The organism is Aquimarina sp. AU58, from assembly GCF_900312745.1.
Lineage (GTDB): Bacteria > Bacteroidota > Bacteroidia > Flavobacteriales > Flavobacteriaceae > Aquimarina > Aquimarina spinulae.
In genome coordinates this window covers 1,892,448-1,908,447 of sequence record NZ_OMPD01000014.1, presented here as the reverse complement: position 1 = coordinate 1,908,447, position 16,000 = coordinate 1,892,448, and the positions used below count along the sequence as shown (strand labels likewise).

The following is a 16,000-nucleotide window of genomic DNA, read 5'->3' as shown; positions in this document are numbered from 1 at the left end:
GCCACTAATTTATTATGAAATTAGTGACTCTTATCAATATATATTTAATCTTTTTTTAGATTATATCATTGTTTTATTAATCGTTGTGTTTTTACAATCTCACTGTTTTGATTCTTTATTGAAAGTAGGTAAATCCCAGAATCAATGCTCTTTGGAGTTATTGTTATCGTTTTATTTGATGCTGTTGTTAAAATTTTCTCCTTGTAAATTATTTTTCCTTCCAGGTTATAAATGACAGCTGTATAAGATGTATTCTTTTCTGGTAAAGATGTAGAAATATTAATTGTTGTAGTAAAGGGGTTAGGATGCACCATAAAAGATTCTTTTTGTGCAATTACAATAGCTTCAGAAGATCTGGCACTAACAGTTGTATATTCTACTATTAATCTAGCTGCTTTGGCAGCACCTCCTTCATATGAATCTGCTACTCTCTTTGCTGATGTACTGGTTAAACTACTTCCCTTCCCTCTAATGATAAAGCTTACATTGTTACCAGATGACCAATTGTTTTTATTGACCAAACTTTGCACCATATTTTTCAGGTCAGGAGAACGCTGCGCATTTCCACTTTGATTACGGGACCAGGATTGTGGACTCCAGGTAACTTTATTTGAAAACACTACTCTTCCTGAAACATTATTAGATGATGAAAATGCGGGTGAATTACTACTATCATGAAGTGATATTTCTAATGTAGCTCCCGCACTATGACTTTCGTCTGCCGTAAACTGTAGATAAGCATTGGTTATGGTTGCATTTTTGGGTATTCCTATCGATCTGAATCGTAACCCAATAACCTGGTAACTAGAATTATTACTGCTATCATAAACCAATTCTAAATCACTACTATTTGTATATAAACTTCCGTTTTTGTCCTCTTCTACATCATCACTACCGTTGCTAATAGCAACTTCTATAGTTTGCGTCCCTCCTGTAGAGGTTTCGCTAAAAGTAGCAGTAATATTTTTATTAGCATTCATAGTAATGGTGGCAGGGTTTGTGTTTCCTGCAAGTGCTCCACTCCATCCATCAAACTGCCATCCAGATGCTGCAGTTGCAGTAACAGTAGCCAAACTCCCATCATTATAATTTCCTCCTCCACTTATAGTGCCTTGTCCTACTGTACTTGTAGTTAAGGTATAGGTCGTAGAAGATTGATTACGCATATAGTTTGCATACACCGAGTATCTGTAATTACTTTGAGATCCACTACCATAACTTGATGGCATATTGTTACCGTTTGCAGACCAACTTGATCCAGTAGCCTGATATCTTCCCGGGCTTCCAGATACATAAGCGATACCAGGATTGTTAGAGAATATCCAGGCCAACCATATCGTATCTCCATTATTTACAGTAACCGGGCTTTGTAAAGAAACGGTTTGCCACCCCTTGGTTGACCTTACTACAGTAACATTGGTTTGCCCCAGCTTATTGCCAGGTACTCCATTGTTATCTGCATATACACCTAATTGCACATCTCCGGTTCCACCTGCAATATGCATTGTAATACTTTGCAAAATACCATCTTCACTCATTGTATATGGCATAGCTCTTCGGGTAGCATGTTTTGAATCACTGGTTCCAATAGTTGTTATCCCTAGTGTATAAAGTGTAGCAGATCCATCTAATGTAGTAATACTTTTTGTTGTACTAAATCCTGAAACATTTCCTGCTGCATCTTTTGCTTTAATTTTGAAAGAGTAAGTAGAATTTGGAGATAATCCGTTTACAGCATATCCTGTAGAGGCTGTAGTAGCTATTACAGTATTATTTTGATATACATCGTATCCTGAAACCGCTATATTATCGGTTGATGCGTTCCAGCTTAAAGATACCGAAGTTGCAGTTATATTAGATGATGTTAAGTTTGTTGGTGCTGAAGGTGCCTCATTATCTGGTACATTTGTATTGTTTATAGTTATCACAGAGCCATTAGAAGGATTCCATATGTCTAGATTTGAAGGTATTTGAAATACATTATTGTTTGAAACTTCTCCAACTTGAGACGCATTATCCACCTTAATTGTTCTTGTTTCAATTTTATTTTCGTCTACAAAGATCCATTTAAATTGATTAAACATTGCAGAATTACGAGTCCAGGTTTTGTTATCATTATTAGAACGTAACGGAGCTCCCCAACAACCTTCTCCTGCGTATACAGTTCCGTTTTGATCATCTCTTACAAATCCTTCGTCATTACCAGATCCGGTAGATGGGCGAACGGGCCAGGTAGTTTTTACGGTGTGAGCATCACATTCTACCACTAATTTTACACCTTTATCATAAAAAAGTTGTGCCCAGTTACTGTATTGGCTATTTCCTTCTCTTTTAGAAGAAACGTGAGGTCGCATGGGTTTATGATATTGTGCCATTTTCCAGATTACATTGGGATTGGCATTTAGATCACTTTGCAACCATGTGGTTTGGCTTCCTGAAATAGAAATTTCTGTATTAAGTGTATATGTTCTTACCAAATTATTCCCAAAAGTTAGCGCATAATATACGCTTGATGACGGTACATCAAAAAGATTATAAATACTGTTGTTACTATCTTCATGATTTCCTCGAGTAGCTATAATAGGAAACATTCTGTTATCATTCGCAATTGTTAGTTGCCAGTCATTAAACCAATCAATCCATTCAGAATTACTATCTCCATTAGTCATGTCTCCACCAAATAATACTGCATGGGGTTTTAGTTTTGCGACTAAGCGATTTGCATTTTTTCTTGGCGTACGATTGTTACGAGAATCACCTCCGGCAATGAAAGATAATCGACTATTATCTGCCGGAGCAGTTTTAAACCAAAAACGCTCACTGGTTCCCTGGCTATCTCTAATTACAAAATAATATGCTGTGTTAGGAGATAATCCTGTAAGACGAGCAAAATTATTATTCATTCCTTTATAAGAAACTGTTCTGTCTGGAGCTTGTGAATTTGGGTAACTACTATAATTTGTTCCATAATCAGTAGTTCCATAATAAACAACAGGACTATTTCCCGATGTCTGATCCCACCCAATTACTATTGAAGTGGCCGGATTATCCCGTAAAGTTAGGCGGTATTTCCCATTAGAAGCTTGAGTTTGTAATCCCAAAAGAATTACAATAAGAAAAATAAGTTTTTTCATTATTTGTGTGTTAGGGTTAGTGTATTAAGAAATCAAAAGTACTTTATTATGAATACGTTAAACACATCATGATTTACTATTAATTGAGAATTAAATTTGGTAACATAAACTTTAAAAAATCATAACAAACAAGAAGAGGTTAATTAACATAGGTAACTAAGCGTCACCTTCATTTTCTATATGTATACTATTTTTTGACTACCCTTTTAGTCATTAAAGAATATCCGTTTTTATCTATCACCTGAATAACATATATTCCTTTATCCAGAATTTCGGGACGAATACTTACTGTATTATTTTTGATTTGTGTTTTCTTAGAAAATACAAGTTTTCCATGAGTACTATAAATTTCAATATATATTACATCTTGTGCTATAGGAATCGTGATATTTAACGCTTCATCAAATGGATTAGGATATACTTTAATTTTATGTAATTCGGTATCTAATGATGTCGTAGTTATAGTGCTAATTTTATCTTCTTTACGCTCTGCGACTCTCGAATTTCTGCCAAAAGTATAATTCACTATCAATTTAGCCGCTTTATCCGAACCACTTTCATAAGCGCTTGCTACTCTTTTATATTGAGTTCTCCAGGAGCTTTTTCCTTTTCCACGAATAATAAAACTCATATTATTACCGAGATTCCATCCTCCTTTATCTACTATTTGTTGTACCATCCCTTTAAGGTTTGGAGTTCGTTGAGCACTACCACTTTGCCCAGCAATCCATGGGTTAGGTTTCCATCGTACTTTATGAGATACAACATTTCTACCTGATACATTATTTTCATTAGAAAACAGAGGTGAATTATCACTATTATGTAAGGAAAACTCTAGTTCTGCTTGTTTATGATGACTTTCATCGGCTGTGAACTGGATATATGCACTATTAATAGTTGCACCTCGTGGTATTACAATATTCTGAAAGCGAATACCTACTTTTTGAAAACTTATAAGATTTGTAGCGTCATATACCAATTCTAGATCACTGCTATCTATATAAAGCTGACCCACAAAATTTTCTTCTACATCATCATATCCATCTGATACGGGTACAGTAAGATTTCCTGAAAACTGCCCGACATTGACTGTTATTTCCTTTTCACTACATAGATCATGATCATCATATGCTATTGCTTTAATATTATGAATGCCATTAGTTAAATTTTTCAGGATGCTATACGGAGCAGTAGTATCCACATCAGCCAAATTTTCATCTATATAAAATTCTACTCTATCAATTTCTCCATCACTATCTATTGCATTTACTTCGATCGTTGTATTTCCCACAGGAATATGCTGCCCCTCTTGTAATGTAGTAAAAGAAATTTGAGGTGCGTTAAATGCTTTATTTATAATCTTAATTACACTTCCGTTTGAGGGATTCCATATATCAAGATTATCGGGGATTTCGAATACATCATGGTTAGAAACTTCTCCTACTTGTATTGCGTTATCAACTTTTATAGTTCGTGTTTCAATTTTTGCTTCATCAATAAAAATCCATTTAAATTGATTAAATTTACCAGAATCTCTTGTCCAACTTTTGATATCATCATTATCTCGTAATGGTGCTCCCCAACCTCCTTCTCCTACATAGACTGTCCCATCCTCATCTCTTACAAATCCACCTTCATTACCAGAATTCGTAGAAGGCCGTAATGGCCATGTGCTTTTTACTGTATGTGCATCACATTCTATTACCAATTTTACATCTTTATCATAAAATAACTGAGCCCAATTTGCATATTCTATAAGGTTATCAATCTTAGAAGATACATGAGGAAGCATCGGAAAATGATACTGTGCAATTTTCCAGATAATATCCTGATTGGCATTAAGATCATTCTTTAACCAGTTTGTTTGATCTCCAGAAATGGCTGTAAGAGAATTTAATGTATAGGTGCGTACCAGGTTACGCCCAAAAGTAATTGCGTAATGTACTCCAGAAGAAGGTACATCGAATAGATTAATAATCGTACTATTACTTTTTTCATGATTTCCTCTAGCTGCAAGAATAGGAAACATTCTTCCATCGTTGGCAATAGTTAACTGCCAATCATCAAACCACGTTCTCCACTGCGAATCACTATCATTATCGGTCATATCTCCCCCAAAAAGTACCGCATGCGGTTTTAGTTTTGCTACCAGACGGTTTGCGTTTAATCTGGGAGTTCTATTATTTCTAGAATCTCCGCCAGCAATAAAGGAAAATCTGCTATTCTCTTGTGGAGCGGTTTTAAACCAAAATCGTTTACTCACTCCTTCACTATCTTTAATCACAAAATAGTATGCTGTATCTGGAGTTAATCCTGATAAACGAACAAAATGATTATTCATCCCACGATAATAAACCATACGATCTGGAGATTTCGAATAGTTATAATTGGTATAATTGGTACCGTGGTCTACTGTATCAAAATATACCATAGGGTTATTTCCTGAAATCTGATCCCACCCAATAACTATAGAAGTGGCTGGGTTATCGCGTAGGGTTAAACGATATTTATCATTAGAAGCATAAGTCTGCAGCCCAATAAGGGCTACAATAAGTAGATAGATTTTTTTCATGGCTGTGTAATATTTGGTTAATGAATTACAAAATTAAACTAATGATAAGCTGCAAATTAAACCTGCTTTAATCTTAATTAAGAATTAAATCAGGTAACAAAAGCTTTCACAAAACATAACAATGAGTTTAGATCCTATTAACATTGATTACTATTAATTTGTATCATGAAAAATCCTAAAGCATTACGTATTCTTAAAATATCAGTTTTTCTGATTTTCATTGGCAGAACATGGCAGCATTTGTTCTGGGATGCTCCATATCGGTCTTTCTTTTGGGATGAAGCTCTTTTAAAACCTGTGATCGAGGGTTTTTTTAATATTTCATGGAAAGATTATGTGACAAGTAGCACGACAGATAATACAATTCAAGCTATTATTAGAAGTAATGGTATACTCTATCTAATAGCTGCATTTTGCACATTAGGTTTTACTATAAGTAATAAAAAATGGGTGCGTTTTCCTATACTGGCAGGAGGAGTTTCTTTAACAATTCTGGCCGTTCTTCTCACTAAAGAAAAGTTTTATCATACGGCTCAATTTTTTGAACATAGCATCCAATTTGGTTTACCTTTTGTTTTACTCTATACCTATACTGATAATTTTACTTCTAAAAGGTTTATCCTTACTCTAAAAATATTAATTGCAGTTACTTTTTTTTCGCATGGACTATACGCTTTTGGGTTTTATCCTGTTCCCGGAAAATTTGTAGATATGGTTATTCAAATTATTGGGTGCTCAGAATCTGCGGCTATCACCTTTTTATACATCGCCGGTATTCTGGATTTTGTAATTGCTGCTTTAATTTTTGTTCCAAAAACGGCTATATATACTTTGTGGTATGCACTAATATGGGGTTTGGCTACCGCATTTGCCAGAATTATCGCTAATTTTTATATTGATTTTCCTTTGCAATCTGTTCATCAAAACCTTTATGAAGTATTATATCGTCTTCCTCATGGTATAGTGCCATTTATTACCATATTAGTTTTAAAAGACAAAACAATATTTAATACATCTCTAACAAAAAAGACCGTTCTTTCGAACGGTCTTTAGTATTACTCTACAAATCAGTTATTCAATAATAAAACGCTTTATTGTATCTTTTTCTTTCTTTTCAGAATTTTGGATTCTAAGTATATACATACCAGCGCCCAAGCGATCAAGATTGATAAAACCATTATTATTAAGCCTTCCTTCTCCAACTACTTGTCCCATAATATTTATAACAGAATACGATGTATTTGATATTTCTTTACTAGGAACAAACACTCGAAGTAAGTTTCCTTTCTTCAATGGGTTTGGTGCGATTCTAATGGTTGATACATCACCTTCATCTTCATCACCTAAAATTGGAGTCATACTTCCAAATGCTGCAAGTGTTTCTGCTACTAGCGATCCACCACAAGATCCTTCGTAAATCTTCACATTAGAGAATATTGAGTTATTTCCGCTTCCTGCGTCATTATCATTGATAAATACTAAACGATCCATACTACCTGTATAAAAATCACCCACAGGAATAACATATTTTTTGGTTCCGCTAGCATAATTATCAAAGTTAGTTACTCCATAATTTTGAGTACCATGAACTTTAAAATACCTAGAAGACGTTAATGAATTATCATTTTCAAAACCAACTGCGTGGATTTCACCTTGAGAAGTACTGCTAAAATCAAACTCTATTACTGTATTTGCTGTAACAGTATAGTTAAGGCTAATATATTTCCAGGTATTATTCTGCATCGATAATCCAGCTCCACCACTTACGATTGAGAAATTACCTGCACTATCTTGATTAGAGAATGCTGTAATTGTAAAATCATTAAAATTCAATGCATCACACACTGGAGGATTTGTTGTACCATTTTGAATACTCACAGCATCTATCGCAATATCACTTTGCCAACCACTAGTACCACTACCTGTAACTACATTAAATCGTAATTGTACACTTGCGTTACCTGCATATGCCGATAGGTCTACATCTGCTGTATTCCAACCCGTACCCTGAGCACCTGTCTTAGAGAATACACTTGTCCAGTTTCCTGTATTATTGGTTCTCGCTTCGACTACCAAAGTATTTATGGCGCTTCCTACCATATGGTATTGGAATGCAAGTTTAGGAGTTGTTAAACTACTAAAGTTTAAACAAGGAGAATTTAAAATAGCTCTTTTATTAGGATATCCTGTTCCGTTTCCAGAGGCTTCAACATACAGGTAGAATGTACCATCTGCAGCACTACTTGGTCCTGTTCCTGTAGAAGGAGTAGTTCCAGAATTTCTTGTCCAGTTTAAGTCATCTCCAGATGTTGCCTGTGCCCATTCTCCTAAATTAGTTTCGAAACTTTCTGAGAACGGGAATGAAGTCACATCACCAGAACAATTACCAGGCCCTGGACCTGGGTCATCACAAGGATTCACAAAAGAAACCGTTTGATCTGAATTAGTATTAGAACCACCGTTATTATTTTCGTTAGCATCTTGCCCTACTCCACGTGCTGCAAATGCTTTCCAAATCAAACACTTATATTTTTCGTTATACAGATCTTTATCTGCCTGAAGAATTCCATCTCTACCCGAAACAAATCCTGGGTTATTAGCTGTATTCTTTAATCCTTCAATAACAAGGGCCATAGCAATATTATTCCCACCAGTTCCATTATAAAAATCGGCATCAAAGCCTTCCTGATCAATTAAAGCCCAGGTCATATCCCAAAGAATTGTTGCAAATGCATAACCAACTCCATGAGGTACTCGAAGATTATTTATATCTCCATAGTCTGTACTATTAATAGATGTATCTGTAGAATATCGGGTTGGTCGAATTCCGTTTCCAGAAGTTGGTTGACCCAGCGCATAAGTCCCAACACCTCTTCCATCTGTCCCTACATCACCTGCTTTCATGGTCAATATTAACCCAAAAAAGTCAGACCATCCTTCACCCATTTGTTCAGATCCTCCTAAAACATTAGAAGAAGGTCCTCCTACCAATCGAGTAGAAATACCATGTCCATACTCATGAGCTATAATCCCGTTATCAAAATCTCCATCTCTCTTAGGGTTTGTTTTATTCCACAAGAACATTTGCATTCTTGGGTTACTTCCATCTGGTGGAGTACCAAAATTTGCATTATTGATACAATTAGTTCTTGGATCATTACAAGTAACACTACCATCTTGAGCATCGGCATTTACAGAATCGCTTCCTGCTCCTCCTTTACCATAGTTATTTTCCTGAAAATTTCCACTAGCTTCATTAAAACCATATTGGTAAAATACATCATGTATGATATTATTCCAGTAAAATAAATTGGTTATAGCTGCATCTCTATAATTACTTGGATCCTGATTAAGATTTAATGGAAAATCAAAGTCAAGACTTGATCCTCCATTAGGAGAAGAACCTGTACCATTATTTCCGTTAATATCATCCTGTGCCCATACATTATTACCTCTTGTAATGGTGTGTTCGGCTCCATTACTTCCGTTAGTATCATGCCATCCGAAAGGAGATGCTGTAGCATTTGCCGGATTTGTAACTATAGAACGACTACCATGTATTGGACTTTCTACCGGCATTGCAAGTACATTATATGAATCCGGTGCCAAAGCTGCCGTTGGTGCTTCTGCAGCTGTTACTAGTGGTTTAGTTTCAAAAAGTACAGATTCATCATTATGTGATTTATGATCAGCTCCTTCGAAAGTACATTTTACTACCCAGTTATCTTCATAAATAATTTCGCCTGTTTTAGTATCTACATAACTACTCCACCAGTTATGGCCATTTTTTTCATATAAATTCACATTCCAGCAAAGGCGTAATTCATTATTGTGTAGTTTATAGACTTTGCTAACTTTTATAGGTTCATTATCCGCTGTAATTCCAGAATCTGTGAACTGTGAGACATCATTTCCGTTAGATTTACTTACGGTCTTAGATAATCTTTTGGCAGAAGGTAGGTTATGTGCTCGTATAACCGCATGTATTGCCGAAATTTCTGTAGAAGATGCTTTGGTAGAAGTTACTTTTGATTTTACTCCTTTAATAAATTGATCAATTTCATAAGTAATTTTACCATTATTAACCGTTAACTTATATGCTCCATCTACAATAGGAATCCCATTATAAAGTTGATTAACATATACATGTGTAATACCTGGTTTTAATGAAGGAACCTCATCTGTTATTCTCCATTCTGAAAAATCAGTATTGAATGTTTTTGAAGATTCATTTTTAGCAATATCACTAAAGTGATTTCGAACGAGAGCATTCGAGTTCTGTGCAAGAATTGTTTGTCCTATTAATAATAATAGAATGACAAACGAGTAACCTTTTTTCATAAAATAAAATTTTGAGTTTGTGTCCTATAAAATTAACAAAAATTAAAGCATCTATAAAAACAAATGAGAATACCTCATCAAACACCCAAAATTTAACAATTATATTGAAATATGTTTAACATCTATAGTATAGTACTTTTTGCTATTCATAATACTTTGCTTAGCTATTATAAATACACGTTCTATGATTAAAATATTTTTTACCAGAAAAATTACCTAAAAAAAGAGAAGGACATGAATCCCTTTTCGGTATTACGGAAAAAGCGTCGAATTTAGTATCATTTTTTTCTAAAACTAACGTTAGTTATCTTTACTAAATATCAAATTTGATTAACACTATTACAAAAACATTAAACAAGATATTCTTAAAATAAAACAAATTTTGTTTTATTTTTTTGGTAAATTTAAAAGCAATGAAAACTCATATTTTTAAAACTTCACTCTATTCTAGTCATAGCATTATTATACCCAATAAAATTGCACAATACCTTATAGAAGAAGGGCATAAAAGGGTGATTGTAGAAATTACTTTTAATACGGTGTCGGTACGATATCATGCGGCTTTACAAAAATGGAAAAATAATTACCATATTACTTTTAACAAACAAAATCAAAAAAAAACGGGAGTTTTTCCTACAGATTTTTTTGAAGTTACATTGCACGAAGACACTACCAAATACGGAGTAGAAATGCCAGAAGAATTTGATGCTGTTTTACAAAGTGACCTGGAAGCTTTTGAGATCTTCGAATCTTTAACCGATGGAAAAAAGCGAAGCTTAATTTACTATATTCTAAAAATAAAAAACTCTCAATCCCGAATTGATAAAGCTCTAATTATTACCGAAAATCTAAAACGAGGTATACGCGATAATAAAGAACTCGTAAAAAGAATATAATTTACTTATTTTATAATGCTAGGGGATTTCTTATTTATTTTTTTGTCATAAACTAAAACTGCATTATATTACGTTTGTAAACGACATACAAATCATAAAATTATGAAAACTTTAAAATTGGTAGTCTTAGCTTTCTTATCAATAGCTGTATTTGGTTGTAAAGGAGAAAAGAAAGAAGCTACAGATCAGGAGAATACTAAAGAAAATGTAGATACTATTACGGACCAGGAAAAAGAAGAAGAGAATATCACAAAGACTATAGAGTTTGCTCTAGAACCAAAAAGTGATAGTAAGGTTTCGGGTAAAGTTATTTTTACCGAATCTGAAGGTATGGTAAATATGGTAGCAGAATTAACGGGGCTAGATGAAGGAGAGCATGCTATCCATATTCATGAAAAAGCAGATTGTACATCGGCTGATGGTAAATCTACAGGAGGACATTGGAATCCAACTATGGAATCACATGGAAAATGGGGTGCAAAAGAAGGATACCATAAGGGAGATATAGGAAATTTTAAAGCTGATGCAAGTGGTAATGGTAATATCACTTTTGCTACTAATGAATGGTGTATTGGTTGTGATGATGATAAAAAGAATATTGTGGGTAAAGCAATTATCGTACATCAAGGTATAGATGATTTTACTTCTCAACCTTCTGGTGCTGCTGGTAGCAGAGTGAGTTGTGGAGGTATTATCCAATAAAATTTTATCTTATAAAACAAAAAGAGGCTATTATGTAATAGCCTCTTTTTGTTTTATATATCTTTTTCAATTATGGTTCTAAAAGTTAAATTAATCCGTGGGGTGCTTATCATTTTTGTTGGGGGCAAACGATGCAGCCAATTAGTCTGTGTTGTATCTTTCATTATTAACAAGCTCCCATTTTCTAAAACCAATGCTCTTTTTTCTTTTGTAATTTTATGCTTAAAGGCAAATTTTCGTTCTGCTCCAAAACTTAATGATGCAATTGCTCCATTCTTTTTAAGATCCTTTTCGGCATCACTATGCCAAGCCATTCCTTCGCTACCTGTATGATACAAATTAAGCAAACAAGAATTAAATGTTTCATTAGTTTTTTGTTCGATAAGCTCTTTTAACTCTAACAATTCTGATATCCAGGGTAATGCCAATTTTGTAGTATTTGAGTATGTATATTCAAATGGTTTTTCTCCATACCAGGCCACTTTACGTTTGGTTATGATTCGTTTACCATAAATAATAGCCTCATCATTTTTCCATTCTATATTTTCTAGTAAGCGATTAAAATAATGATAGGCTTGCTGTGATGACATCAATTTCCCATAATAATTTACAATTCCATCATAAGGCAATATATTTTTTTCATGATCTATAATATGACTAAATAAATCCATTCTTCCATTTTTTATATTCATTTTTCATACAATGTCCGCAGGGTCTGTATCCATGGCTCTTTGCTTCATTTTCTGACCCAAAAAACACTCGGTTTTCTCGTTTCATTCTCTTTCCCGATCGGCATTTCAAAGTTCCATAAATTTTAAGTTTTCGGTTACCGCCAAAGCAAATTTCTTTTTGCTTTATTTTTTTTCGTAAGTCTATACTCCCTATTTCCTTGTGTTGTATCATTTTCTAACTAACAGCATCATGAAAAATTACTCCTAAGGTATACCTCTTACCACTATGTAACTCGCTCACTCCATGTTTCATATTTACCCTATAATACCCTTTTGTTCCTTTTACAGGTCTAAAATTAGTTGTAAAAATAAGCATATCTCCTTTTTTAGGTTTTAAAACAATAGCTTTAGACTGGGCTCTTGGAGTTTGTTGTGTTATTACAAATTCTCCCCCTGTATAATCTTCATCTGGTTCGTTTAAAAACAAAACAGTTTGGAGAGGAAAATACACGTCTCCATACATATCCTGATGTAGCGTATTAAATCCTCCTATTCCATATTTCAAAATCAACGGAGTCGGTTTTACCTGATCATTCGAATGGCATAATGCCCGTAATTCCCGAAGTGTTTTAGGAAAGATCTTATCTATTTTTAATACTTTCATCCATAAATTAGCAATTGGAGCAAGCTTTGGATATATATTTTCTCTTATAGCCTGTACGAGTTCTGGTAATGGGTAAGCAAAATATTTGTACTCTCCCAAACCAAATCTGTATCGTTCCATCACTACTGTTTTACGATAACCTTTCGGATTATCGTATAGGTCTATCATTTCACTGCATTGATTTTCTGAAAGAAATTCTGGGATAATGGCATATCCTTTTTTATGCATTTCATCGGTTATTATTTGCCAATCTATAGTTTCTATTTTACGTTGCATTTCTTTCACCGTTTTTGTGCCTCTACATGTTTTTATTCATACTTTTCTCTGAAATCGTAAAACTCCTATAATTATCAGGTTCTTAAAACCCGTTTCTTGCGTTGTTATTAATATAAATGTTCTGCTGTAACTTAATAATCTTGTATTCTAATACAATTTTACTATCTTTTGATATGCTACATAAGACTTGTTCCTGTACCATTATAGCATTATAGAAATTTCATTTTTCTTTATACATTTTAATGACTTTTCAAAATAGCATTTCATCAAAATAAAATTAACTTTGTAACAAATCATTAATCAATGAATCCTTCAACTTCGGGTTGGATAGAAAAATTTTTACGAGATCTCGATAGTGACCCTAATTTACCTCAATGGTCATTTGATGAGCTGTATCTCGATTTAAGACGAATAGGTTTTATCTATGGTACCTCTATAGATACTATTATAGTTAATGATTCTGATATTGTTTATTCTGAAGAAGAAAAGACAAAGATCAATTTATTCGCTGCATTAGTAATTACCTACTATGATACAATCGAAAATGCCGATAAAAATGATTGTGTTGATGCACTTGTGCAGTTCTATGATTTTTTAGATACCAAAAAATCTATTTTTTCTTTGGGGAATATACTTCCTGGGAATAAAAATGAAAAACTCGAAAAAATTATACATGCCCGTATACAAACCAATGAGTCTGTTTTTAAGAAAAACTTTAGTCATCTATTAACAAATGCATTATTATTTATTGATGTGTTAGCTTTTGAGTATTTTCTTATACATGATAAGGATCCTTTTGGGTATGCTGCCAAACTAGAAGAAACTCTAACAAATACTGTTTTTCTTGCGCTAAATTCTAAAAAAGAGCAGGACGAATACGACAAACTTTTAGTTAAGTTATTTTCATCTTCTGTACGATATACTAATATTTCTACAGAAGAAGAAGCTAGTTTTGATTATATAGAATTAGATCCATATACCGATGAAATTGAAAAAAAATATATCCTGGATCTTACCAGTTTAGCTGTTTGGAATGACAGAGAAGTAGATACAGGAGAACAGAGTTTTATGCTCGCTCTAGGGACAGAGCTTGAGCTACCTCGTACGGTAATAGCAGAATCGATTAATTTGGTACAATCGTTTATTAATGAACATAAAGAAGATATTTCATTTTTTAATTACTCGAATCCTGCATTACATTTTTACCAGCAGACCTCTCGAACAGTAAGTATATTGATATTAAGGAATAAAAAAAGGCTTATTAAAGAAATCTCAGAAAGTAAAGATCTAATGATTTTATTAGGGCAATCTACTATGCGAGATTTATCTAAGGAAGAAAAACAACAAGTAAAAAAACAACTCCTTGATATCTGTAAAACGATACCTTCTTTGGCTATTTTTATTTTACCAGGTGGAAGTTTATTATTGCCCTTACTAGTCAAGTTTATTCCTCAGCTGTTACCTTCTGCATTTAATGAGAATAAATAACTATATCTCAAGTTTTTTAAGTTCTCCATAATTCCTTTTCAACCTTCGGGTAAAAATCCCATAAATAACTCTATAGAATAATGCTATTATTCCTATAAATACTGAAGTAACTAATAAAGTAACTACTACAATTAACCATACTGGCAATTGGTTTTCGGCAGAGCTATTCTGAAATGTTTCTGTGAATATAAGCGCATAACTCATAGTAGCAATCATTGCTAATGCAAAAAAGCTAATATTTACCCAGATATATCGTTTTACCGTTCTTCTGGTTTTTATAATATTTTCCATTAATACTTTAGCAGAATCGGTAACCTTTATTTTCTTATAGTTGATATAAAAACGAGTAATAAAGTATAACAAAATACCGTAAGAAACAATCGAAGCTATTAGGGAGAATGACCCCATATCTACCTTTTCTACCTTCGAATACATTCCGTTTAGTCTAAATATGACATCCAAAGAAGCCCATAATAGAAATTCTAAAATACTAATGATAAAAATCCATCTTACAATAGAAGAAGATTTCTTTAGGATCATTTTATATATTTCTGTATAAGACAATCTGGGAAGCACATCTTCTTGCTTCTTCCAGTCTTTCTTTAATAGCTCTAATTCATCCATGGGGTTACGGATTTAATATTTTTTTCAACTTCGTTTTTACTCTATTCATCTTTACTCGGGCATTTACCTCGCTAATACCCATGGTATCAGCTATTTCTTTATATGATTTATCTTCAAGATATAAGAAAACCAAAGCTTTCTCTATATCATTTAATTGTTTTACTGCTGCATACATTAGTTTAAGTTGTTGCTCTACCTCGTCATCATATTCTTCAGCTTTTATCTTAAAATTCATCGTATCAAGATCTGCGGTCTTAATACTTCTTTTAGATCTTCTGTATAATGTAATTGCAGTATTTAATGCAACTCTATACATCCAGGTACTAAATTTTGCATCTCCTCTAAACTTAGGATATGCTTTCCATAGCTGAATCGTTATTTCCTGAAACAAGTCATTATGCGAATCTGGATCACTGGTATATATTCTACATACCTTGTGCACAATATTCTGATTTTGCTCAAGATTGGTTACAAAACTATGTTCTAATTCTTTATTCACTTTGGTCGGTTACTTCTTATATGTAGTCAAGAAAACGTTTATGTTACAAATAAAAATAAAAGTATGATAATTTTAGTCATAAATACAAGTATTCTGTAGGGTATATAATTTTATCACTTTATCTTTGTGATAC

General features: G+C 33.4%; 12 protein-coding genes. 4 read left to right on the top strand and 8 right to left on the bottom strand.

What is annotated here, in order from left to right; all coding sequences use genetic code 11:
• Positions 1 to 65 precede the first annotated feature (65 nt).
• Entirely contained in the window at positions 66 to 3,134 is a 3,069-nt protein-coding gene (locus DK441_RS19690; RefSeq protein WP_109852194.1) for a fibronectin type III domain-containing protein, read from the bottom strand.
• 187 nt (positions 3,135 to 3,321) lie between these two features.
• Complete coding sequence (locus tag DK441_RS19685; protein ID WP_109852193.1) at positions 3,322 to 5,706, bottom strand: Ig-like domain-containing protein; 2,385 nt, start codon at positions 5,704 to 5,706, stop codon at positions 3,322 to 3,324.
• A 165-nt stretch (positions 5,707 to 5,871) separates the two neighbouring features.
• Here DK441_RS19685 and DK441_RS19680 point away from each other — a divergent pair, with 165 nt between their 5' ends.
• A complete protein-coding gene (locus tag DK441_RS19680) occupies positions 5,872 to 6,759 on the top strand; it encodes a hypothetical protein (protein ID WP_109852192.1) in 888 nt (295 codons plus the stop codon).
• 18 nt (positions 6,760 to 6,777) lie between these two features.
• On the opposite strand, the gene DK441_RS19675 is transcribed toward DK441_RS19680, so the two are convergent.
• A complete protein-coding gene (locus DK441_RS19675) occupies positions 6,778 to 10,047 on the bottom strand; it encodes a M36 family metallopeptidase (protein WP_109852191.1) in 3,270 nt (1,089 codons plus the stop codon).
• A gap of 413 nt (positions 10,048 to 10,460) precedes the next feature.
• On the opposite strand from DK441_RS19675, the gene DK441_RS19670 reads away from it, so the two are divergent.
• Both DK441_RS19670 and DK441_RS19665 read left to right on the top strand, forming a co-directional pair.
• Complete coding sequence (locus tag DK441_RS19670) at positions 10,461 to 10,943, top strand: YdeI/OmpD-associated family protein (protein ID WP_109852190.1); 483 nt, start codon at positions 10,461 to 10,463, stop codon at positions 10,941 to 10,943.
• 102 nt (positions 10,944 to 11,045) lie between these two features.
• The gene (locus tag DK441_RS19665) at positions 11,046 to 11,645 is read left to right on the top strand and encodes a superoxide dismutase family protein (RefSeq protein ID WP_108808596.1); all 600 of its coding nucleotides are present in this window, start codon (positions 11,046 to 11,048) and stop codon (positions 11,643 to 11,645) included.
• 53 nt (positions 11,646 to 11,698) lie between these two features.
• On the opposite strand, the gene DK441_RS19660 is transcribed toward DK441_RS19665, so the two are convergent.
• The 3 genes from DK441_RS19660 to DK441_RS19650 are packed head-to-tail and all read right to left on the bottom strand — an operon-like array spanning position 11,699 to position 13,256.
• Complete coding sequence (locus tag DK441_RS19660; protein ID WP_109853578.1) at positions 11,699 to 12,316, bottom strand: alpha-ketoglutarate-dependent dioxygenase AlkB; 618 nt, start codon at positions 12,314 to 12,316, stop codon at positions 11,699 to 11,701.
• Positions 12,303 to 12,548, bottom strand: a complete 246-nt coding sequence (locus DK441_RS19655; protein WP_109852189.1) for an Ada metal-binding domain-containing protein — start codon at positions 12,546 to 12,548, stop codon at positions 12,303 to 12,305. The genes DK441_RS19660 and DK441_RS19655 overlap by 14 nt, the downstream gene beginning before the upstream one ends.
• Before the next feature lie 3 nt (positions 12,549 to 12,551).
• A complete protein-coding gene (locus DK441_RS19650; protein WP_200822868.1) occupies positions 12,552 to 13,256 on the bottom strand; it encodes a 2OG-Fe(II) oxygenase in 705 nt (234 codons plus the stop codon).
• Between the two features lie 303 nt (positions 13,257 to 13,559).
• Between DK441_RS19650 and DK441_RS19645 the strand changes: the two genes are divergently transcribed.
• Complete coding sequence (locus DK441_RS19645; protein ID WP_109852187.1) at positions 13,560 to 14,744, top strand: LETM1-related biofilm-associated protein; 1,185 nt, start codon at positions 13,560 to 13,562, stop codon at positions 14,742 to 14,744.
• On the opposite strand, the gene DK441_RS19640 is transcribed toward DK441_RS19645, so the two are convergent.
• Both DK441_RS19640 and DK441_RS19635 read right to left on the bottom strand, forming a co-directional pair.
• On the bottom strand, positions 14,745 to 15,368 hold the full coding sequence (locus DK441_RS19640) for a hypothetical protein (RefSeq protein ID WP_109852186.1): 624 nt from the start codon (positions 15,366 to 15,368) through the stop codon (positions 14,745 to 14,747).
• A gap of 4 nt (positions 15,369 to 15,372) precedes the next feature.
• Positions 15,373 to 15,867: an RNA polymerase sigma factor gene (locus DK441_RS19635; RefSeq protein ID WP_034241766.1), complete on the bottom strand. Its 495-nt coding sequence runs from the start codon at positions 15,865 to 15,867 to the stop codon at positions 15,373 to 15,375.
• Positions 15,868 to 16,000: the final 133 nt, after the last annotated feature.